Annotated in this window: 21 protein-coding genes; 12 read left to right on the top strand and 9 right to left on the bottom strand. The window is 65.8% G+C overall.

Going from position 1 to position 20,133, the window contains the following annotated elements; all coding sequences use genetic code 11:
* The first annotated feature begins 62 nt into the window (after positions 1–62).
* Complete coding sequence (locus FCF25_RS13180) at positions 63–1,070, top strand: NAD(P)-dependent oxidoreductase (RefSeq protein ID WP_137049004.1); 1,008 nt, start codon at positions 63–65, stop codon at positions 1,068–1,070.
* 37 nt (positions 1,071–1,107) lie between these two features.
* Complete coding sequence (locus FCF25_RS13175) at positions 1,108–1,953, top strand: SDR family oxidoreductase (RefSeq protein ID WP_117591429.1); 846 nt, start codon at positions 1,108–1,110, stop codon at positions 1,951–1,953.
* Between the two features lie 25 nt (positions 1,954–1,978).
* Here FCF25_RS13175 and FCF25_RS13170 read toward each other — a convergent pair whose 3' ends face one another.
* On the bottom strand, positions 1,979–3,157 hold the full coding sequence (locus FCF25_RS13170; protein ID WP_137049003.1) for a Xaa-Pro peptidase family protein: 1,179 nt from the start codon (positions 3,155–3,157) through the stop codon (positions 1,979–1,981).
* 110 nt (positions 3,158–3,267) lie between these two features.
* Here FCF25_RS13170 and aroA point away from each other — a divergent pair, with 110 nt between their 5' ends.
* The gene (gene aroA, locus FCF25_RS13165) at positions 3,268–4,563 is read left to right on the top strand and encodes a 3-phosphoshikimate 1-carboxyvinyltransferase (protein WP_137049002.1); all 1,296 of its coding nucleotides are present in this window, start codon (positions 3,268–3,270) and stop codon (positions 4,561–4,563) included.
* A gap of 217 nt (positions 4,564–4,780) precedes the next feature.
* Here the strand turns inward: aroA and FCF25_RS13160 are convergent, their stop codons facing one another.
* A complete protein-coding gene (locus FCF25_RS13160; protein WP_137049001.1) occupies positions 4,781–5,254 on the bottom strand; it encodes a DUF6653 family protein in 474 nt (157 codons plus the stop codon).
* A gap of 123 nt (positions 5,255–5,377) precedes the next feature.
* Here FCF25_RS13160 and aroC point away from each other — a divergent pair, with 123 nt between their 5' ends.
* Positions 5,378–6,535, top strand: coding sequence for a chorismate synthase (gene aroC, locus FCF25_RS13155; protein WP_137049000.1), 1,158 nt, complete (start codon positions 5,378–5,380; stop codon positions 6,533–6,535).
* A 3-nt stretch (positions 6,536–6,538) separates the two neighbouring features.
* Here the strand turns inward: aroC and FCF25_RS13150 are convergent, their stop codons facing one another.
* Positions 6,539–7,375, bottom strand: coding sequence for a hypothetical protein (locus tag FCF25_RS13150; protein ID WP_137048999.1), 837 nt, complete (start codon positions 7,373–7,375; stop codon positions 6,539–6,541).
* A gap of 288 nt (positions 7,376–7,663) precedes the next feature.
* On the opposite strand from FCF25_RS13150, the gene FCF25_RS13145 reads away from it, so the two are divergent.
* From FCF25_RS13145 to lrpA1, 3 genes are all read left to right on the top strand, one after another.
* Entirely contained in the window at positions 7,664–9,565 is a 1,902-nt protein-coding gene (locus tag FCF25_RS13145) for a 2-oxoacid:acceptor oxidoreductase subunit alpha (RefSeq protein WP_137048998.1), read from the top strand.
* A gap of 2 nt (positions 9,566–9,567) precedes the next feature.
* Positions 9,568–10,506 carry a thiamine pyrophosphate-dependent enzyme gene (locus FCF25_RS13140; RefSeq protein ID WP_117591441.1) on the top strand — a complete coding sequence of 313 codons (939 nt, stop codon included), beginning with the start codon at positions 9,568–9,570 and terminating at the stop codon, positions 10,504–10,506.
* Positions 10,507–10,656: 150 nt separating this feature from the next.
* Positions 10,657–11,085: an HTH-type transcriptional regulator LrpA1 gene (lrpA1, locus tag FCF25_RS13135; protein WP_117591442.1), complete on the top strand. Its 429-nt coding sequence runs from the start codon at positions 10,657–10,659 to the stop codon at positions 11,083–11,085.
* 29 nt (positions 11,086–11,114) lie between these two features.
* Here the strand turns inward: lrpA1 and FCF25_RS13130 are convergent, their stop codons facing one another.
* Positions 11,115–11,429: a hypothetical protein gene (locus FCF25_RS13130; protein ID WP_117591444.1), complete on the bottom strand. Its 315-nt coding sequence runs from the start codon at positions 11,427–11,429 to the stop codon at positions 11,115–11,117.
* 100 nt (positions 11,430–11,529) lie between these two features.
* Between FCF25_RS13130 and FCF25_RS13125 the strand changes: the two genes are divergently transcribed.
* The 3 genes from FCF25_RS13125 (at position 11,530) to FCF25_RS13115 (ending at position 15,820) form a co-directional block, all read left to right on the top strand.
* Entirely contained in the window at positions 11,530–12,975 is a 1,446-nt protein-coding gene (locus tag FCF25_RS13125) for a DNA polymerase IV (RefSeq protein ID WP_137048997.1), read from the top strand.
* Between the two features lie 63 nt (positions 12,976–13,038).
* The gene (locus tag FCF25_RS13120) at positions 13,039–13,680 is read left to right on the top strand and encodes a hypothetical protein (protein WP_137048996.1); all 642 of its coding nucleotides are present in this window, start codon (positions 13,039–13,041) and stop codon (positions 13,678–13,680) included.
* An 85-nt stretch (positions 13,681–13,765) separates the two neighbouring features.
* The gene (locus FCF25_RS13115; protein ID WP_137048995.1) at positions 13,766–15,820 is read left to right on the top strand and encodes a helicase HerA domain-containing protein; all 2,055 of its coding nucleotides are present in this window, start codon (positions 13,766–13,768) and stop codon (positions 15,818–15,820) included.
* A gap of 115 nt (positions 15,821–15,935) precedes the next feature.
* Here the strand turns inward: FCF25_RS13115 and tpiA are convergent, their stop codons facing one another.
* Positions 15,936–16,580, bottom strand: a complete 645-nt coding sequence (gene tpiA / locus FCF25_RS13110) for a triose-phosphate isomerase (protein ID WP_137048994.1) — start codon at positions 16,578–16,580, stop codon at positions 15,936–15,938.
* A 185-nt stretch (positions 16,581–16,765) separates the two neighbouring features.
* Between tpiA and FCF25_RS13105 the strand changes: the two genes are divergently transcribed.
* Positions 16,766–16,993, top strand: coding sequence for a hypothetical protein (locus FCF25_RS13105; RefSeq protein WP_117591455.1), 228 nt, complete (start codon positions 16,766–16,768; stop codon positions 16,991–16,993).
* Positions 16,994–16,999: 6 nt separating this feature from the next.
* Here FCF25_RS13105 and FCF25_RS13100 read toward each other — a convergent pair whose 3' ends face one another.
* Genes FCF25_RS13100 through hisC form a run of 4 tightly spaced genes read right to left on the bottom strand, consistent with a single transcriptional unit; the run spans position 17,000 to position 19,820 of the window.
* Complete coding sequence (locus FCF25_RS13100) at positions 17,000–17,530, bottom strand: multiprotein bridging factor aMBF1 (RefSeq protein ID WP_137048993.1); 531 nt, start codon at positions 17,528–17,530, stop codon at positions 17,000–17,002.
* A 57-nt stretch (positions 17,531–17,587) separates the two neighbouring features.
* A complete protein-coding gene (locus FCF25_RS13095) occupies positions 17,588–18,202 on the bottom strand; it encodes a CDP-alcohol phosphatidyltransferase family protein (RefSeq protein ID WP_137048992.1) in 615 nt (204 codons plus the stop codon).
* Complete coding sequence (locus FCF25_RS13090; protein WP_137048991.1) at positions 18,199–18,741, bottom strand: adenylate kinase family protein; 543 nt, start codon at positions 18,739–18,741, stop codon at positions 18,199–18,201. The genes FCF25_RS13095 and FCF25_RS13090 overlap by 4 nt, the downstream gene beginning before the upstream one ends.
* Entirely contained in the window at positions 18,738–19,820 is a 1,083-nt protein-coding gene (hisC, locus tag FCF25_RS13085) for a histidinol-phosphate transaminase (protein WP_137048990.1), read from the bottom strand. The genes FCF25_RS13090 and hisC overlap by 4 nt, the downstream gene beginning before the upstream one ends.
* Before the next feature lie 121 nt (positions 19,821–19,941).
* On the opposite strand from hisC, the gene FCF25_RS15705 reads away from it, so the two are divergent.
* Positions 19,942–20,109 (top strand): hypothetical protein, encoded by a 168-nt coding sequence (locus FCF25_RS15705; protein ID WP_168191258.1) that lies wholly within the window; start codon positions 19,942–19,944, stop codon positions 20,107–20,109.
* Positions 20,110–20,133 lie beyond the last annotated feature (24 nt).

Below are 20,133 nucleotides of genomic sequence, written 5' to 3'. Positions count from 1 at the left end.
GGCAGCGGGCGGAAGCCTGTTGCCTGAGAAACACTTTTGCCCGTGCGTTCGGCTTCCATCCTATGCGCGTATTCGTAGCCGGAGCGACGGGGGTGTTGGGCCGCCGACTCGTCTCGCAGTTCGCCGACCGCGGACACGAGGTGGTCGGCCTGACGCGCGACGCCGAAGGCGACGACCTCGTCGCCGACCGCGGCGGCGAACCGTATCGGGGTGACCTCTTCGACGCGGACTCGCTGGCGCTGGCCGCCGAAGGTGCCGACGTCGTCGTCCACGCCGCGACGTCGATTCCGACCGATCCGCTGGCGGCCGAGAACGAGTGGGAGCGAAACGACCGCGTCCGGAGGGAGGGAGCTCGCGCGCTCACGACCGCCGCCGCGTCCGTCGGCGCGACGCAGTATCTCCAACAGAGCGTCGTCTGGGTGGCCGCGAACTCTCGGGGCGACTTCTTCGACGAGTCGTCGCCGCCGCAGCCGACGCGCCTCACGCAGTCGGCCGTCGACGCCGAGCAGATCGCGATGGCCGCGAGCGAGACGGCGCCGTTCTCGGCGTCGATACTGCGGTGTGGCGTCTTCTACGCGCCGGACGCCGTCCACACCCGGCAGTACGCCGAACGGCTGCTGCGGCGGCGACTACCCGCCATCAGTCGGGGACCGCTCGGCCGCGACGAGGTCGTCATCGCGCCGCTTCACGCCGACGACGCCGCGAGCGCGTTCGTCGCCGCCGCCGAGTCGGAGGCGACCGGACGGTGGCACGTCGTCGACGACGAACCGGTGTCGACTCGGGAGTTCCTCGAGACGTTCGCGGCGCTGTTGGACGCGCCGAGACCGATTCCGCTCCCCGCGTGGGTCGTCCGGATGACCGTCGGCTCGGCGGCCGTCTCGCAGTTCACCACGTCGATGCCGACGACGAACGACCGCTTCCGCGAGTCGACGGGGTGGGACCCGACGTATCCGACGTACCGCGAGGGACTCCGACAGGTCGTCGACCGCTGGCAGGGCGACGGGACGCTCGACGCGCTCCGGGCGGGGTCCGTCGACGGTTCGACGAACGGCGTGCTGGAGCGACGCTGACACGAACAGTGAAGGTGCGACCGCGTGAACGTGGCCCATGACCGACAAACCGCTCGACGGACGCGTCGCCTTCATCACCGGAACCAGTCGCGGCATCGGGAAAGCGCTCGCGCTCGCCTTCGCCGACGCCGGGGCCGCCGTCGTCTCGACGGGCAAGACGATGGACGAACACGAGCGACTGCCGGGAACCGTCACGCAGACCACCGAGGAGATACGCGAGCGCGGCGGCGACTCCATCGCGCTGCAACTCGACGTCCGAGACGAGTCGAACGTCGAATCGGCCATAGAGGAGACCGTCGACGAGTTCGGCGGCATCGACCTCGTCGTCAACAACGCGGGCGCGATTCAGTTCGGCGGCGTCGACGACATCCCCGCCAAGCGCTTCGACCTCCTGATGGACGTCAACGCCCGCGGGGCGTACGTGACGACGCGCGCGGCGCTGCCGTACCTCCGCGAGAGCGACCACGCCCACGTCGTGATGAACTCGCCGCCGACGACGATGGAACCCGCGCCCGGCAAAGCGGCCTACGCGCTCTCGAAGTACGGAATGACGTTTCTCGCGCGGTCGCTCGCCGACGAACTGCGGAGCGACGAGGTCGCCGTCAACAGCGTCTGGCCCGTCTCCGCCATCGAGACGGAGGCGACGCGCCACTTCGAACTCGGCCGACCCGAGGACTGGCGCAAGCCGCAGGTCGTCGTCGACGCGATGCTCGAATTGGTGACGCGCGACCCGACCGAGTGTACGGGCAACGAGTTCTACGACGAGGAACTGCTCCGCGAGGCCGGCGTTTCGGAGTTCGCGCGGTACGCCGTCGTCGATGGGGCCGACCCCGGCCCGACGTCGGCGCAGCTGTTCGATTCGAGATACGGGCAGAGCGAGTAACTACCGCGATTTGCCGGCAACGGTCTCAGTCGACGACGAGTTCGACGGGGTAGTCGGTGAAGTTCTCGTAGCCGTCCTCGGTGACGACGGCGATGTCCTCGATGCGGACGCCGCCGACCGCCGGGTCGTAGAGGCCGGGTTCGATTGTGACGACGTGGCCGGGTTTCAGTTCCTCGCCGTCGCTGCTGAGGCGGGGGCCCTCGTGGACGTCGAGGCCGACGCCGTGGCCGGTGCTGTGGATGAAGCCCGTCTCGGTCGTCGGGTCGCTTCGGAATGTCGCGTGGTCCGCGTTTTCGTAGACGTCGCAGACGGCGTCGTGGACGTCTTTACCGGTCGCACCGGGTTCGAGGGCGTCGAACGCTGCGTCCTTGGCGTCGGCGGTTAGCTCGAACCACTCGCGAATCTCCGCCGAGGGTTCGCCCTTCACGAACGTCCGCGTCATGTCGGCGTGATATTTGGTCGATTTGCTCCGCGGGAAGATGTCGATGATGATGGACTCGTTCGCCAGGAGCGGGCCGCTGCCGCGGTCGTGGGGGTCGGCGGCGTGCTCGCCGCAGGCGACGATGGTCTCGTCGAGCGCGCAGCCCTCGCGGAGGAGCGTGATCTCTATCTCCTGCTGCACGCGCTCGCTCGTCAGCGGGTCGCCCTCGTAGACGAGCGTGCCGTCGGCGGCGACGTCGGCGGCGCGGATGAGGTCCTCGGCGGCTCTCATCGCCGCTTCGTTGGCCTTCTGGGCGGCGCGGACGTTGTCGACTTCCTCCGCGGTCTTCACCGCGCGGATGTCGCCGAGCACGTCGCGCTCTTCGACGGTCACGTCGCCGCCCTGCTCGCGGAGGCCGTCGGCGGTGCCGAGCGGGAAGCGCTCGGGCGCGAGCACCGACTCGACGCCCGCGTCGTCGAGAAACGCCGCGATGGTCCGGGCGCGGCCCTCTTTCGGTCCGTACTCGGCGACGCGTCGTCGGAAGTCGTACTCGGCGAGGCGGGAGACGGCGTCGGCGCGGCTCTCCTTCTTCGCGCGGCCGTACTCCAGGCCACTGACGAGCAGGCGCGTCTCGTCGCCGGTGAACACGGTCACGAACGGGTCGGGGGCGTCGAATCCCGAGAGATACAGCTGGTTGGAGTCACCGCTGTCGGCGTCGAGAAGATAGCCGTCGAAACCCTCGGAATCGAGGTGTGCTGCGAGCGAGGAGAGGTTTGGTTCCATATCTCCGAGGGGACGCCGCGACGGTAAAGTGGTTGGCTTCCCGGAAGAGAGTCGGAACGGAATGTCACCGCGTCCGGTACCCTGATACCGGCCCGCACAGAGTGGCGAGTATGGACGCGGAACTCTCTCAATCTCGGGTGCGCGGCACGGCCCGCGCGCCGCCTTCGAAGAGCTACACTCACCGGGCGATTCTCGCCGCCGGCTACAGCGACGGCGCGACCGTCTACGACCCGCTTGTCAGCGCCGACACGAAGGCGACGATGCGCGCCGTCGAGGCGTTCGGCGGCGACGTGACCCGCGAAGGTGATACGCTCGACATCGACGGCTTCGGCGGCCGTTCCGGCGTTCCGGACGACGTCATCGACTGTGCGAACAGCGGAACGACGATGCGTCTCGTCACCGCGTGCGCGGCGCTCGCCGACGGAATCACCGTACTGACGGGCGACGACTCGCTCCGTTCGCGCCCGCAGGGCCCGCTGCTCGACGCGATTTCGGAGCTCGGCGGCCGCGCCGAGAGCACCCGCGGGAACGGGCAAGCGCCGCTCGTGCTGAAGGGGCCCGTCTCGGGCGGACGAGTGGCGATTCCGGGCGACGTGTCATCGCAGTACATCTCGGCGCTTCTGATGGCCGGGGCGGTGACCGAGGAGGGGATCGACGTCGACCTCGAAACGCAACTGAAATCCGCGCCGTACGTCGATATCACGCTCGAAGTCCTGCGGGATTTCGGCATCAGCGCGGAGGCGACCGAGCGCGGGTTCTCGGTCGCGGGCGGGCAGTCGTACGAACCGACCGACGGCGAGTACCACGTCCCCGGCGACTTCTCGTCGATCTCCTACCTGCTCGCCGCGGGGGCCGTCGCCGCCGACGAAGACCACGAACTCGTCGTCGAGGGCGCATACCCGAGCGCGCAGGGCGACGCTGCCATCGTCGACGTGCTCGAACGGATGGGCGCGGCTATCGAGTGGGACCGCGAGAGCGGCCGTATCACGGTCAGAAAGTCCGAACTCTCGGGCGTCACCGTCGACGTCGGCGACACGCCCGATTTGCTCCCGACCATCGCGACGCTCGGCGCCATCGCCGACGGCGAGACGCGCATCGAGAACTGCGAGCACGTCCGCTACAAGGAGACGGACCGCGTGAGCGCGATGGCCGACGAACTGACCGAGATGGGCGCTCTCGTCGAGGAAGAACGGGACGTGCTGACGGTGAAGGGCGACGTAACCTCGCTGTCGGGCACAACGGTCGACGGCTACCACGACCACCGCATCGTGATGGCGCTCTCGGTGGCCGGACTCGTCGCCGACGGGACGACTCGCGTCCGAGGTGCCGAGCACGTCGACGTCTCCTTCCCGAACTTCTTCGACGTGTTCACCGAGTTGGGCGCGGACGTTCGGCTGCGGGAGTAACGCGACGCGGTGGGGGCGAGTCGGTCGCGTAATCGAGTTGGCTAACAGACGGCGCGTCGAATGTGGCGACTGACGCGAACCGGGACGCCGTACACCCGCCTCGGCCGGTTCGCGGCGGTTCGTCAAATCACGGGGGGTCTGGCCCCGCTTTCGTACAAAAAGATTCGGCCGAGAACGGTGTTGTCACGCGGGCGTGGAAGGGCCACAGACAGCCGAGTTACCGCTCTCCGACGCCCGTCCGCCGCCGAATCGCTTCGACCCACCACGTCTTGAAGACGAGAATCCCGGCGGTGCCGACGACGGTGCCGACGGGCTTTCGCCGAATCGCCGAGACGAGCGCCACGGTTCCAGAGACCGCGTTCACTACGTTGAGCACGTTCGGATAGCCGAAATCCATCGTACCCTTTCCTTCGCTCAGCCACGCTTCTTCGGCGAGGACGACTTCGCTGAACCAGTTGTCAGTGCGCTTCGGTTCGCCGAACAGCACCGGGTTGACGACGGTGAACGCGACGACCGCGGCGAGCAGCCGCCACTTTCGGCGGTAGATGGCGTACATCAACACGGGCGTGATGACGAAGCGCGTCCCCGCGCTCCACGGATTCGAGTGTCTGCGCCAGAACCAGTTTTCGAGTCGCGCACGCAGCGAGCGCTGGTCGACGTTCGACGAGTCGACCGAGGCGGGGTCGGTCATGCGGGAACGTACGTGGCCCGCCGAGATGAGGGTTCGCCCCGCACTGGGCGAAGTTCCGCCTCCCGCCGCCACGATTGCGCCTTTCTACAAACACTAAATGGCCGCGACACCGACCCCCCGGTAATGAACGGCAACGGCTTCGGACGACTGTTCCAGTTTTCGACGTACGGCGAGAGCCACGGCGACGCGATGGGCGTCGTCGTCAGCGGCTGTCCCGCGGGCGTCGAACTCGACGAGGAGGAGATTCAGCGCGAACTCGACCGGCGCAAACCCGGCCAGTCGATGATAACGACGAGTCGGGGCGAACCCGACGAGGTGTCCATCCACAGCGGTCTGCAAGACGGCTACACGACGGGCACGCCCATCGGCATGACCATCGAGAACAAGGACGCGCGCTCGGGGAAGTACGAACCGTTCGTCACCGCGCCGCGACCGTCGCACGGCGACTTCACGTACTCCGCCAAGTTCGGCACGCGCAACTGGGGCGGCGGCGGGCGCTCCTCGGCGCGCGAGACGGTGAACTGGGTCGCCGCGGGCGCGGTCGCCCGGCAGGTGTTAGAGCAGTCGGAGTACGACGTCCAGATCAAGGCGCACGTCAACAAGATCGGCGACGTCGAGGCTCCGGAAGTCACGTTCGAGGAGATGCTCGAACACACCGAGGAGAACGACGTTCGGTGTGCGCATCCCGAGACTGCCGAGAAGATGCGCGAACTCACCGACGAGTACCAGAAGACGGGCGACTCCATCGGCGGGAGCATCTACTTCGAGGCGCGCGGTGTTCCGCGAGGATTGGGCGCGCCGCGCTTCGAGTCGTTCCCCTCCCGCCTCGGCCGAGCGATGTTCTCGATTCCGGCGACGACGAGCGTCGAGTACGGTCTCGGCAAGGAGGCCAGCGAGTGGACAGGCCACGACCGAAACGAGGACTGGGAGTTTGGAGAGGAGGGGGACCCGGTCCCCGTCGGCAACAAACACGGCGGGCTTCAGGGTGGCATCACGACGGGCCAACCCATCTACGGCGAGGCGACGTGGCACGCGCCGACGTCGATTCCGAAAGAGCAGACGACCGTCGACTGGGAGACCGGCGAGGAGAAGCAGGTGCAGGTCGTCGGCCGCCACGACCCCGTGTTGCCGCCGCGCGCGGTGCCCGTCGTGGAGGCGATGCTCTGGGTGACGGTGCTCGACTTCATGCTGTTGGCAGGGCGCATCAACCCCGACCGGTTGGACGGACGGGTCGGCGAGTACGACACCGACTACCACCCGAGCAGTCCGGAGAACGAATAAACATCACTCACTCTCTCTGATTTGCTCTAATACGTTGTATGAGAAGTCACAGCTATCTATAAGTGTGATTTCTATCATCTGGCGCAAATATCCGTTCAATATGTCTTCAGAACATTCCTCAGGTACTATCTGCTCAAATAACTGTGGTTGGACATCATTGATGTTGTCTTCAAGAAACTCCCAGTTTTGTAGAACGAGCTTCATTACCTCCGATAATGATTGACCGTCTTCAATCTCAAACGGTGCCTCGGGGAGGTTGGATACAGACTCCTTCTCGGACGGAGTCATATTCTGGAACATCTCGTTAAGTACATCATCCGTGAGTGATCTTTTTGGGAGTTCCTTTTCAGTAATTCCAGAAGCTTCTGCATATTTTTGGAATTTTTCTTCACTCAGTTCACCTATGTCACTTCTCTCTACGCTATCTTGCACTAATTGCATGAATCCGGATATCCCCTCTGTGTTGATAGTACGTGATAAAGTTGTGATACGAATACACATTTTCGCAACAGATTTCAACACATCTTCAGCGTCATCGTTAACGGCTTTTGGAGCAGTGCTTGCGTGTGTAAATAGGCGCTCAGAAAGAGTATTGAGAGATTTTTCTAGTGAATTATGATCTAATGATTGATATTGTGTCTGCCTAATACCCTCCACAGTCGCTCTAGATATCAAGTCCTGAGCTTCGGTATACCATTCACTTACTTCCTGTTTATCTGCCTGGTTAGTTTCCCTCCTACTCTTGTACTCATATATAAGAATAGCAGACACAAGGCCCGCGAACAATCCACCGATACCTGGCAAAATTGATGTCGTGTGACTCAGTATCCAATCAATCATTTGTTGCCTCCAAAATCTATCCGTGTAAAAGTCTTTCTTTTTTTAGATACTTTTGTATTCTCTGTTTACGCTGATTATCAATGCTGCAATCAAAGAAGCGTCTATAGGGTTGACTCTAAACGTAAATGAAGAACTCGGTTCGTAGTTGTAAACGACCGTAAATTCCGGCAACCGACGGGCGATTCTGCAATTCTTCATAATCATTCTATGACAACCTATAGCAAAGACTTTACTTCGACGCTGGCTACAATCGCACACTGGCGGCCCGACACGGGCCAGGACTCAAATATGACTAACGACGAACTTATCTGGCGAATCGCAGGGGGGTCCGGGGACGGGATCGCCTCGACGAGCCAGAACTTCGCAAAGGCCCTGATGCGCTCGGGCCTCAACGTTTTCACGCATCGACACTACCCGTCGCGGATTCGCGGCGGTCACACGTACACCGAGATTCGGGCCTCCGCCGACCCCGTCAAGTCCCGCGGGGACGGCTACAACTTCCTGCTGGCGCTGGGCGACTCGTTCGCCCGGAACCCCCAGCAGAACGCCTACTACGGCAACGAGGAGATCAAACCGCTCTCGGAGAACCTGGACGAACTCCACGAGGGCGGCGTCATCATCTACGACTCCGGCCTGCTCGACGCGTCGGAGATAGAGGACTTCGACGAGCGCGTCGAGGAGAACAACTGGCACGTCTACGACCTCGACCTGCGCACGATGGCCCGCGAACACGGCCGCGAGGTCATGCGCAACACCGCCGGCGTCGGCGCGACCTGCGCGCTCGCGGACATCGACCTCGAGTGGATCGAGGAGCTGATGACCGACGCGATGCCGGAGAAGATTCTCGAGCCGAACCTCGAAATCCTTCACGAGGCGTACGACATGGTCGAAGAGGAGTACGATGTCGACGCCCACGACGTGAAGATTCCCGAGGGCGAGCACGACGAGGAGCAGGTGCTCATGTCCGGGTCGGACGCCATCGCCTACGGCGCCATCGACGAGGGCTGCCGCTTCATCGCGGGCTACCCGATGACGCCGTGGACCGAGGTGTTCACCATCATGACGCAGAACCTGCCCGAACTCGGCGGCATCTCCGAGCAGGTCGAAGACGAGATCGCGGCGGCGGCGCTCGCGCTCGGCGCGAGCCACGCGGGCGTGAAAGCCATGTCCGGCTCCTCGGGCGGCGGCTTCGCGCTGATGTCCGAACCGCTCGGCCTCGCGGAGATGACCGAGACGCCCGTCGTCCTCGTCGAGGCGATGCGCGCCGGTCCGTCGACCGGGATGCCGACGAAACCCGAGCAGGGCGACCTCGAACACGTCCTGTACACCTCGCAGGGCGACTCGCACCGCATCGTGTTCGCGCCCGGCACGGTCACCGAGGCGTACACGCAGACGCGGAAAGCGTTCAAAATCGCCTACGAGTACCAGATTCCGAGCATCGTGCTCTACGACCAGAAGCTCGGCGGCGAACTCGTGAACGTCCCGGCGAGCCACTTCGACGAGGACCCGAACCCGTCGCTCGGGTCGACGCTCACCGAGGAGGAGATCGCCGACGCGCCGCACGACGAGTCCGGCAAGTTCTCGCGGTTCCGCTACGACACGCCCGAGGACAACGGCGTCGCGCCGCGGTCGATCCCCGGCCAGAAGGGCGGTCGCTTCCTCGCCACCGGTAACGAACACATGCCGGAGGGCCACATCAGCGAGTCGCCCGAGAACCGCGTGTTCCAGATGGACAAACGGATGCGCAAACTCGAAGCCATCCGCGAGGAACTCGACGGCGACGGCGTCAACAACACGCTCCACGGCGAGGAAGACGCGCAGTACGGCTTCCTCACCTTCGGGAGCTCCCAGGGCACCGTCGAAGAGGCGGTCGACCGCCTCAACGACGCGGGCCACTCGGTGAAGTCGCTCGGCGTCAGCGAGATGGCGCCGTATCCGGTCGAGCAGGTGAAGGAGTTCATCGAGAGCGTCGACGAGGTGCTCGTCGTCGAGATGAACGCCTCCGCGCAGTTCCGCGGACTGACCCAGAAGGAAATCGGACAGTACGGCGAGAAGCTCTCGAGCCTCCTGAAGTACAACGGAAACCCCTTCGAGCCCGAAGACATCGTCGAGGGCTTCGAGGTGAACATCGTCGAGAACGACGACCATCCCCACACGCGAACGAAGTTCGTACCAGCAGCGGGTGACTAATCATGAGTGCATTCAGCGCAATCGGAGAAGGCAAAGAAATCGACCGCAACGACTACACGCCCGGCCTCGAACCGCAGGCCACGTGGTGTCCCGGCTGTGGTGACTTCGGCGTCCTGAAGGCGCTGAAGGGCGCGGCCGCGGAACTCGGCAAGTCGCCCGACGAGATGCTGCTCGTCACGGGTATCGGCTGCTCGGGGAAGCTCAACAGCTACTTCGAGAGCTACGGCTTCCACACCATCCACGGCCGCTCGCTGCCGATCGCTCGCGCGGCGAAACTCGCCAACCCCGGCGTCGAAGTCGTCGCCGCCGGCGGCGACGGTGACGGCTACGGGATCGGCGGCAACCACTTCATGCACAGCGCGCGCGAGAACCACGACATGACGTACATCGTGTTCAACAACGAGATCTTCGGCCTCACGAAGGGCCAGACCTCGCCGACGAGCCCGATGGGCCACAAGTCGAAGACGCAGCCGCACGGCAGCGCCAAGCAGCCGCTCCGGCCGCTGTCGCTGTCGCTGACCTCCGGCGCGTCGTACATCGCGCGCACCGCCGCGGTCAATCCGAATCAGGCGAAGGACATCATCGTCGAGGCGATGGAGCACGACGGCTTCTCGCACGTCGACTTCCTCACCCAGTGTCCGACGTGGAACAAGGACGCCCGGCAGTACGTCCCGTACATCGACGTCCAGGACTCCGAGGACTACGACTTCGACAACACCGACCGCCGCGAGGCGGCGGAGATGATGCACGAGACCGAGGACGCCCTCCACGAGGGGAAAGTCCTCACGGGCCGCTACTACGTCGACAGCGACCGCCCGTCCTACCAGGAGGAGAAACAGCGCATCGGCGAGATGCCCGAGGAACCGCTGGCCGAGCGGTACTTCGACGACAGCTACGAGTGGGAGCGCTCGTACGACCAGTTCCTCGACAAGCACAAGTAACCGCGAGTACCGCGGCGTCGTCGCGTGACTCGCCGTCTTTTCTTTCGACCGCGTCCCGAGAGCGAGCGGTCTCTCGGTCGGGATTTCACATCCCGAAGAACTGATTTCGCGTTCGCAACATATTTTTGCCGTGAACCGAAATAAACGCACATGGGAGCCACATCCACGGAGGACCGCATCCTCGCCGTCTTGGAGCAGGATGCGCAAGCCTCCTACGCCGACATCGCGGAACGAGCGGGGGTGTCGAAACCGACCGTCCGGAAGTACATCCGGAAACTGGAGGACAGCGGGGTCATCGTCGGGTACTCCGCCGACGTCGACCCGAAGAAACTCTCCGGACAGTCGATCGCACTGGTCGGCGTCGACGTAGAGAGCGAACGCTACGTCGAAGCGACGCGCGCGATGAAAGACCTCGACGCGGTGGAGGCGCTGTACACCTCGTCGGGCGACCACATGCTGATGGCCGAGGTGCGCGCGAAAGACGGCGACTCGCTCGGCGACGTGATCAGCGACCACATTCTGAGCATCGACGGCGTCACCGCCGCTCACCCTTCGTTCCTCCAAGAGCGTCTGAAGTGACCGACTGACGAATCGAGCCCCGCGAGCGTTCAGTAGCGACGGCCGAGCCCCGCGAGTACGGCGACGCCCGCCGACCCGACGAGGACCGTCACGGCGTAGCCAACCCACAGCGGCGTATTCAGCCCGCTCGTCAGTTCGAGAACGCCGTACACCACCGTCACGACGCCGACGAAAAACGAGAACCCACCGGCGAGATACGAGGCCCGCTCGCCGTCGGCCGTCCGCCGCGACCGAGCGTCTCGGAAGTGCTCGTCGCCGTCGGCGAAGACGATGTGGTAGCCCACTCCGACGACGAACCCGCCCGCGACGAGCAGGGTCACTCCCGTCACCCAGTCACCGACCATGGCCCTCACTGGTTCCCACACTGATATGAACGTTCGGACCCGAACCAGTTTCGCTCCGGTTGGGAAACACTAAGAACGCCCCGAGGTCAACTCCGAGACGATGAGCGGCGAGACGCTTCCCGGCGCGAGAGGAGACGCCGAGGAGCGCATCGTGTTCCACGTCGACATGGACTGCTTCTACGCGTCCTGTGAACGGCTCAAAGAGCCCGAACTCGACGGAGAGCCCGTCGTCGTCGGGATGGGATACGAACCCGGCGAGGGCCACGGCGCCGTCGCCACCGCGAGCTACGAGGCACGCGCCCACGGCGTCGACAGCGCCCAACCCATCACGCAGGCGCTCGACGCGCTCCCCCGCGCCGCCGACGCCGAGTTGGACGACGATGGTAACCCCGCGGACCCCGATGTACCGGCGGTCGGCTACTATCGCCCCGTCGACATGGAGTACTACAAGGAGGTGAGCGCGCAGGTCAAAGAGATTCTCCACGACTGCGCCGACGTGGTTCGGGAGGTGAGCATCGACGAGGCGTACCTCGACGTGACCGAACGGACCGCCTGGCAGACCGTTGGTGACGGAGATGACGAGAGCGCTCGAACCCTCGCGGAGGGGTACGCTCGCCACGTCAAGCAGCGAATCGACCGCGAAGTCGGCGTCACCGCCAGCGTCGGCGTCGGCCCGAACATGAGCGTCGCCAAGGTCGCCAGCGACTACGACAAGCCGAACGGCCTCGTCGTCGTCCGCCCCGGGGAGGTCCGGTCGTTTCTCGACCCGCTGGACATCGAGGAAGTCCACGGCGTCGGTCCCGTCACCGCGCGCGAACTCCGCGAGATGGATATCGACACCGCCGGCGACCTCGCAGCGGCGGACCCGCACCGCCTGGGGGAGACGTTCGGCGAGCGGGGTCGCGAACTCCACCGCCGCGCCCGCGGCGACGACGACAGGGCGGTGACGCCGACGGGGCTCCCGAAGAGCCTCTCGCGGGAGTCGGCGTTCACGAGACCCACCTCCGAGAGCGAGGCGATGCGCGAGAAAGTGCGCGCGCTCGCGGCGGACGTCGCCGAGCGCGCGCAGAGTCGCGGGGCGCTCTACCGCACCATCGGCATCAAAGTCGTCCAACCGCCGTTCGAGGTGAACACCCGCGCGAAGTCGCTTCCCGGACCGGTCGACGACCCCGGGCTCGTCGAGTCGGTCGCGCTGGAGCTGTTGACGGAGTTCGACGGGAGCCGGGTCAGAAAACTGGGCGTCCGCGTCTCCAACCTCGACTTCGCCGAGGGCGACCAGGCCAGCCTCGACGGGTGGGAGAACGCGACCGGCGAAGCCGTCGAAGAGACCGAAACGTCGCCGTCCCGGTCGAACGACCCCGCGACGAGCACCGCGAGCGACGGTTCCGAGACGAACGACTCTGATACGAACGACGGCCGGACGAAGCGGACCCTGGGCGACTGGGCGGCCGACCACGCCGACTCGAAACGGCGGAGAGACGCCGACTCCGGCGAGAGATCGACCGAATCGACGGACGGTCAGGCCTCCCTGACCGAGTTCGAGTGACCGAACAGCCATCCGAATGACAGTATCCGACACTCTTATTTGCGAACGTTTCGGAATCGAATCATGAAGCGACGGGGGATCCTCGGTCTAGTCGCGGGAACCACCGTCGGGTGGACAGCGGCGTCGTTCGTGTTTCTGAGCAGCGGCGACGACGCGGACGGTGCGAACGGTACGAATGGGGCGAACGGCACGAACGGGGCGAACGATACCGACGCCCCCGTCGACGAGAGAAGCGGGGAGACGCCCGCGGCGTCGTCCTCGCAGACCGAGAGAGCCGGACAGTCGTCCGGTGAGTCGGTCGACGACGGAGAGACTGAAACGGAGGCGGACAGCGCCGACGACGAACCGACGACGACAACCGCGACGACGACAGAGGAACCCGCAACGTCCCAGCCGACGTCGGAACCGGAGAACCTCCGCGAGAAGATAGACGTACACACGACCTCGACGGGCGTCGGCGACGAGCCCGGCGAGGAGGTGTCCATCAACTACGTCATCAGAAACGACCACGAGTTCGCCGTCGACATCGCGTTCGAGGCGACGCTTCGCCTCGCCAACGGAGCGACGCAGCGAACGGAGCGCACCGCCCGAATCGACGGCGGGTCGCTCACGAGCGGCGAGTTCGTCTTCGACGACCACGAGCGGCGCGCGACCGGGTGGGGGTTCTCGTTGCAGACGGTCGAACGGGCGTCGACGCAGCCCTGAAACGGGATACGGTCGCCGCGTCCGAGAGGGGGTACGACAGCAGGAACTATAGGGTCCGCCTCTGAGGTAGCCACCAACGACCAACATGACGGACGTAGAAACCATCACCGTCGCGGACGTGAGCGACGGACCGGGCGGGACCGACGACGCCGAACCGGGAACGACCGTCCGCCTTCCAGCGGTCGAGATTCTCACCGGACGCGGCTTCATCACCGGCAAGTCGGGGTCCGGGAAGTCGAACACCGCGAGCGTCGTCATCGAGAAACTGCTCGACTCGCAGTTCCCCGTCCTCATCGTCGACACCGACGGCGAGTACTACGGGCTGAAGGAGGAGTACGAGATTCTCCACGCCGGCGCCGACGAGGAGTGCGACATCGTCGTCAGCCCCGAGCACGCCGAGAAGATAGCGACGCTCGCGCTCGAACAGAACGTCCCCATCATCCTCGACGTGTCGGGCTACCTCGACGAGAACGACGCCGAGGAGATGCTGTTGCAGACGGCGCGACAGCTGTTCGCCAAGGAGAAGAAACTGAAGAAGCCCTTCCTGATGCTCGTCGAGGAGTGCCACGAGTACATCCCGGAGAAGGGCGGGATGGGCGAAGCGGGGAAGATGCTCATCAAGATCGGCAAGCGCGGGCGGAAACACGGGTTAGGAATCGTCGGCATCAGCCAGCGCCCCGCCGACGTGAAGAAGGACTACATCACCCAGTGCGACTGGCTGGTGTGGCATCGTCTCACGTGGGGTAACGACACGAAAGTCGTCGGTCGCATTCTCGGCAAGGAGTACGCCGACGCCATCGAGAGCATGAACGACGGCGAGGCGTTCATGATGACCGACTGGAGCGAGACGCTCCGCCGGGTCCAGTTCCGCCGCAAGCAGACGTTCGACGCGGGGGCGACGCCCGGCCTCGACGACTTCGAACGCCCGGAGCTCAAATCCGTCAGCGGCGACCTCGTCTCGGAACTGCGCGACATCTCCGACGAGGAGGCCCAGAAAGAGAGCACCATCGCCGACCTCAGACAGGAGCTAGAGAAGAAGGACGCCGAGATTCGGCGGCTCAAGCAGGAACTGGAGGAGGCGCAGGACCTGAGTCGGATGGCCGACCAGTTCGCGCAGGCGCTGCTCCAGAAAGCAGAAGCGCCGTACCGCGGCGGCGACGGTCGGAACTTCGCTCGGCCCGAGCACGCGCAAGCGGCGCTCGGCGAGTACGAATCCGACGAGACGCCGGCGATGGTCGGTCCGGTCGACTCCGGGGCCGCGACGCAGAACGGTCAGCGGGACGCGACGGCGGCGGAAACGTCCGCAACGAACGAGACGAAAGCGAGTGTCGCAGAAGCGACCGAGGGAGACGGAGCCGACGGTCGACCCGACGAACCCGCGTCGGAGGCATCGACGGCACCGGCTCCAAGCGAAGACGCGACCCGAGACGGTGACGGCAGGCCGTCCGGCGGCTCTCGGCGCGCCATCGTCGACGAACTCCGGGAGGTCGTCGAATCGCTCGACGACGTGACCCGCGAGATGCTCGCGTACTACAGGGCGAAGGACCTGAGCACGCCCGTCGACGCCCACGTCGGCGCAGGCCACTCCGGCGACCAGCAGCTCGCCTACGGCCGGAACCGAGCGCTCCGAAAGGCGGGGTTCATCGAGCACGTCGGCCGCGGTCGGTACCGGTACACGCTCCCCGAACTCGTCCGCGACGAGTACGCCGACAGACTCGCCGAGGGCGAGTTCGCGGCGACCGTCGCTGCCGTCGAATCGTCGTTCTCGGACCTCTCGGTCGGTCGAGTCGGCGGGGACGGCAACGCCGACGGACCCCTCGAATCGGCTTCGGACCCTGCGACGACGACAACCGAGAACGCGACCGACGAAGCGGACACCCGGCGAGACGACGAACCGTCGGAGTCGGCGGAGCCGGCGGAGTCAGCGGAGTCGACTGCCTCGACGGCCAACGGAACGACGCCGGGAGTCGTCGGACACGAACTCGAGAACGCTGAAATCGTCGAGAACTATGCGGAGTCCGAAGAGTCCGAGGCGGTACAGGACGGGGTCTCAGACGACGAAGCCGAAGCGTCCGACGGCGTCGAAACGGCGGCCGAGGGGGAGACGACGCCGTCCGACGACGCCGAGATAATCGAGTGACCGTCGTCGGGTGGCTGGCCCGTTTCCGACCGGTGACCGATTCGCTCTCGACTCTCCGCCGGTCCGACCGCCGATAACCGGACGTTGTCGGGCGGCGGTCCCGTCTAGGCGGCCCTTACAGTTCCGAGACGAGGTCTTCGAGCGCCGCCCGTGGGTCCTCGGCCTTGGCGACGCCGCTGGCGAGGAGGATACCCTCCGCACCCAACTCTGCGGCGGCGGTCACGTCGTCGCCCGTCGAGACGCCCGCGCCGCAGAACAGGTCGACGCCGTCGTCGACGGCGTTCACCGCGTCGACGGCGTCGCGGACGATGTCGGGGTCGGCGCTGCTGACCGAGACGTCGCCGCCGATGAGCTCCGGCGGTTCGACGGCGACGGCGTCCGGGCCGAGCGCCGCGACGGCACCGGACTGTTCGGGGTTGTTCGCGCAGACGATAGTGTCGAGGCTCGTGCGCTCGGCGGCCTGCATCGACGCGTCGATGTCGGCGAGTTTGAGGCGGTTCTCCGAGTGGTTGAGGAGCGTGCCCGTCGCGCCGGCCTCGGCGACGGCCTCCGCGAGCGTACTGCCGGTGTGGCTGCCGTACTCGACGGGGCTGACGTGCTGGGCCCACGTCTCCACGTCGGTCTCGGCGACGCGCGAGAGGTGCGCCGCCTGCGGCGCGACGGCGATGCGGACGCCGGAGTCGTCGGCGACGTCGCGGGCGGCCGACGCTACTTCGACTGGGTCGCACGGATACGCCTTCAGGTTCACCAGGATGAACATACCGATAAGAGGCGTCGGGGGCGGCAAATAGGTTCGTCTTCCCGAAACCGAGCGAACGCCGGCTTCGGTGCTGCGTCGGGGGACGGTTCGAGCTACCGGTGGCGGTATCCACGACTTACAGCGAGTAGGCGAGCTATAGCTATATTCGCCCCCGTCCTACGTGAGAGTATGTCGGGAGGAAGACGATGAGCACGGGGAGTTCGCCGCAGGTCGAAGAGGTACTGGAGGCGCTGGAGACGCTCGGGCCCGTCGTACGGAGAGTCGCGTTCTGGACGGCGGTGGTGATACCGGTGGTTCTCATCGGACTCGTCGTCACGAAACCCGGACTCCAAGGAGAGCGGGGAACCTGGTTTCTCGCCTTACTGCTGTTGAACCTGGTAGCGCTCGTCGTCGGCCACCGCCACAACCGGTAACTCGACTCAGTCTTTCCGTTTGACGACGTCACCGAGCGTCGTCGTCGTCGACCCGCCGCCGGACCAGTCCGCGTCGTCGGTGTTCCCGCCCTCGGTGAGCGAGATGTCGAGTTTGCGCTCCAGCTTGTTCCGCACGGCGTCGCTGGGGAGGATGTCGCCGCGTTCGAGTTTGCGGATGAGACTCGCCTTCTCGTTGAGTCGCTTGGCGAGGTCCTCCTGGCTGAGACCCTCGGCCTCGCGGGCCTCCCGGATTCGGTCGTCGTAGTCGCCGGCGATCTCGTCCATATCGTCGAACATGTCGCGCCGGCGACGGCGAGACCCCCCGGACGACGAGGACGAGGACGAGGAGGAACTGGACGAAGCGTCCGATTTCCCGCTCGACGAGGTGGAGTACTTCGTCGAGGCGGAACTGGTGGATTCAGTGCGGACCTCGGTCCCGAACCCTTTGCAGTTCTCACAGAGTTCGAGTTCGGCACCTTCGACTTTCGTGGTTGTGAGCGATGCCTGCTCGGCACCACACATCTCGCACTGTGGCATACGCCCCGTAGACGACGACGTGGTATAAAATACACGACGGCGGTGTCGACGCCCGGCTCAGTTCAGGTCCGACCACGCGCCCCAGAAGCGCTGGAGCGCGGTGAAGTGACCGACGACGGCGAACAGCACGAGCAGCAACCCGACCAGCGAGAGACCGGCGACGAGCGGTCCGGGGACGACCGCGGCGACGACGCCGACGACGCCGACGAGCGCGAGTCGGTCCGCGCGACCCAGCAGGCCGCCGTACTGGCGACCGAGGCCGACCGCCTGAATCTGCGTCCCGAGGTAGGAAGTCATCAACACGCCCGTCACGGCCGCGAGACCGAGGCCGTAGCGACCGATTCCGGCCGCCAGACCGACCAACACGGCGATGTCGGCGTATCGGTCGAGAACGTGGTCCAGGAGGTCGCCGCCCGAGGAGGCGACGCCCTGTTCGCGGGCGAGCGCGCCGTCCAGCAGGTCGAGCCAGCCGTTGACGAAGACGAAGAACGCACCCAGAACGTACCAGACGGTCGCGTCCGGCGACGCGACCCAGAACGCCCCGCCGGCGGCGACGGCGAAGCCGAAGGCGATGACGCTCACGCCGTCCGGTGTCAGTCCCAACTTGTTCGCGCCCGTCACGAGCGGGTCGAGCAGCCGGTCGGCGACGGGGCGCAGTTGGTCGAGCGTCATAGATACTCCAGGTAGTCGACCGTGCCGGCCGACGGCTCGCGGTCGCCGGCGACGACGGCGCGAATCGCCTCGGCGACGGCCGCCGGCGACCGGTCTGTCGTCTCGATTTCGTACACGGAGTCGACGCCGTTCTCTTCGACCGCTTCGGCGAGAATCACGTCGAGCGCTTCGCTCTCTCGGTTCTCCGCGGCTTTCGCCTCGTTTTCGCCACGGTCGAGGAGGCGAGATTCGAGCACGTCCGGCCGACAGCGGAGGACGACGACGCGGTCTGCGGGCAGGAGGTGCGCGAGGTGGGACTCGACGACAGTCACGTCGCCGCCGTCGTCGTCAAAGTCGCCCGCTTCGCCGTACTCCTCGTCGACCCACGTCGCCACCTTCTGGACGTCGACGACGAGCGAGTCGCGCTCCTCGTCGCGTTCGGTCCAGAACTCCCGGTCGCGCACCTCGTCGTTGAGGTGGGCGACGGCGAACTCGTCTTCGAGCAGCGCCGTGGCGCTCGTCTTCCCGGTGCCGGGCGTGCCGGTGACGGCGACTCTCATGCTTTGGCCTCGGTCAGAACGCGGTTGAGCGTCTCCACCGCGCGTTTCGTCTGCTCCTCGGTACCGCAGGAGATGCGGATGCAGGCGGGGAGTCCGAAACTCGAACAGTCGCGGACGATGACGCCCTCTCGCTGGCAGGCGTCTGCGACGGCGGTTCCGTCACCGACCTCGGCGAGCACGAAGTTGCCCGCGCTCTCCCACGTCGGCGCGTCGAGGTTCTCGTACAGGTATTCGCGCGCCCAGCGTGCGCTCTCGACGCTCTTCTCGACGTGGTCGCCGTCGTCGAGCGCGGCGAGCGCCGCGCGGCAGGCGAGTTCGTTCGCCGCGAACGGCGTGTTGACTCGGGCGTAGGCGTCGCCCCACGTCTCGGGCACGACGGCGTAGCCGATACGGAGGCCGGCGAGACCGTACGCTTTCGAGAACGTGCGGAGGACGGCGAGATTGTCGTGGTCGCCGAGCAAGCCGACCGCGCTTGGCTGGTCGGCGTACTCGCCGTAGGCTTCGTCGACGACGACGAGCGTGTGGTCGTCGACGGCCGCGAGAAGCGAAACGAGTTCCTCGCGGGGGAACTCCGACCCGGTCGGGTTGTGCGGCGAGGTGAGGTAGACGACGCGCTCGCCGTCGTACGCGTCGAGGACGTTCTCGGCGGTCTGCGCGAAGTCGTCGCCCTTCGAGAGACCGTAGGTGGACGAACCCCCGTGGACGTACCGCGCGCTCATCGAGTAGTAGGCGAAGCCGGGTTCGGGGACGAGAATCCCGTCGCCCGGGTCGAGCATCGCGCGGTGGAGGTAGTCGATGGCGCCGTCGGCGCCGGGGCTGACCCACACCTGTTCGGCGGCCACGTCCCACTTCGACGCCAGTTTCTCCGTGAGGTCGGCGTGGGAGGCGGTCGGGTAGACGTCGAGGTCCGGCGCGGCCGCTTCGACGGCGTCGACCGCGTCGGGACTCGGCCCGTGGGGGTTCTCGTTCGACGAGAGTTTCACGAGGTCGTCGGGGTCGAGACCGAGTTCGCGGGCGACCTCCTCGATTCCCCGGCCGGGGACGTACGGTGAGTTCGCGGAGAGGTCCCGTGGTTCCATGTTCGGTACGTGTTTGTGGCGGGTCTTAAGGGTGCTTACACCGGACGAGAGGCGGGGACGACGACGGGAGTCCGCCGGCCTACAGACGGGGCCGTCGGTCGGGACGAGACCTCGAAAGTTTATGACCGAGAAGGGGACCACCCGCTTCCGTGAACTGACTTACGCCGCGACGGGGTCGAGGCGGGTGTACGGTGCGCCCCTCACGGAGAGGATGCAACTCCGCAAGGGCGGCGACGAGGAGTACGTCGACGGTGCCGTCGTCGTCGAGGTGACCGACGAGAATCCGTAGTCGGTCACCGAAAGCCATACACTT

The sequence above is a fragment of the Haloprofundus sp. MHR1 genome, assembly GCF_005155585.1.
Lineage (GTDB): Archaea > Halobacteriota > Halobacteria > Halobacteriales > Haloferacaceae > Haloprofundus > Haloprofundus halophilus.
This window is presented reverse-complemented; position numbering and strand designations above follow the sequence as displayed.

Coding starts and splice junctions, on each gene's coding strand:
- FCF25_RS13180 (WP_137049004.1), top strand. CDS start 63: ATGCGCGTATTCGTAGCCGGAGCGACGGGGGTGTTGGGCCGCCGACTC.
- FCF25_RS13175 (WP_117591429.1), top strand. CDS start 1,108: ATGACCGACAAACCGCTCGACGGACGCGTCGCCTTCATCACCGGAACC.
- FCF25_RS13170 (WP_137049003.1), bottom strand. CDS start 3,157: ATGGAACCAAACCTCTCCTCGCTCGCAGCACACCTCGATTCCGAGGGT.
- aroA (WP_137049002.1), top strand. CDS start 3,268: ATGGACGCGGAACTCTCTCAATCTCGGGTGCGCGGCACGGCCCGCGCG.
- FCF25_RS13160 (WP_137049001.1), bottom strand. CDS start 5,254: ATGACCGACCCCGCCTCGGTCGACTCGTCGAACGTCGACCAGCGCTCG.
- aroC (WP_137049000.1), top strand. CDS start 5,378: ATGAACGGCAACGGCTTCGGACGACTGTTCCAGTTTTCGACGTACGGC.
- FCF25_RS13150 (WP_137048999.1), bottom strand. CDS start 7,375: ATGATTGATTGGATACTGAGTCACACGACATCAATTTTGCCAGGTATC.
- FCF25_RS13145 (WP_137048998.1), top strand. CDS start 7,664: ATGACTAACGACGAACTTATCTGGCGAATCGCAGGGGGGTCCGGGGAC.
- FCF25_RS13140 (WP_117591441.1), top strand. CDS start 9,568: ATGAGTGCATTCAGCGCAATCGGAGAAGGCAAAGAAATCGACCGCAAC.
- lrpA1 (WP_117591442.1), top strand. CDS start 10,657: ATGGGAGCCACATCCACGGAGGACCGCATCCTCGCCGTCTTGGAGCAG.
- FCF25_RS13130 (WP_117591444.1), bottom strand. CDS start 11,429: ATGGTCGGTGACTGGGTGACGGGAGTGACCCTGCTCGTCGCGGGCGGG.
- FCF25_RS13125 (WP_137048997.1), top strand. CDS start 11,530: ATGAGCGGCGAGACGCTTCCCGGCGCGAGAGGAGACGCCGAGGAGCGC.
- FCF25_RS13120 (WP_137048996.1), top strand. CDS start 13,039: ATGAAGCGACGGGGGATCCTCGGTCTAGTCGCGGGAACCACCGTCGGG.
- FCF25_RS13115 (WP_137048995.1), top strand. CDS start 13,766: ATGACGGACGTAGAAACCATCACCGTCGCGGACGTGAGCGACGGACCG.
- tpiA (WP_137048994.1), bottom strand. CDS start 16,580: ATGTTCATCCTGGTGAACCTGAAGGCGTATCCGTGCGACCCAGTCGAA.
- FCF25_RS13105 (WP_117591455.1), top strand. CDS start 16,766: ATGAGCACGGGGAGTTCGCCGCAGGTCGAAGAGGTACTGGAGGCGCTG.
- FCF25_RS13100 (WP_137048993.1), bottom strand. CDS start 17,530: ATGCCACAGTGCGAGATGTGTGGTGCCGAGCAGGCATCGCTCACAACC.
- FCF25_RS13095 (WP_137048992.1), bottom strand. CDS start 18,202: ATGACGCTCGACCAACTGCGCCCCGTCGCCGACCGGCTGCTCGACCCG.
- FCF25_RS13090 (WP_137048991.1), bottom strand. CDS start 18,741: ATGAGAGTCGCCGTCACCGGCACGCCCGGCACCGGGAAGACGAGCGCC.
- hisC (WP_137048990.1), bottom strand. CDS start 19,820: ATGGAACCACGGGACCTCTCCGCGAACTCACCGTACGTCCCCGGCCGG.
- FCF25_RS15705 (WP_168191258.1), top strand. CDS start 19,942: ATGACCGAGAAGGGGACCACCCGCTTCCGTGAACTGACTTACGCCGCG.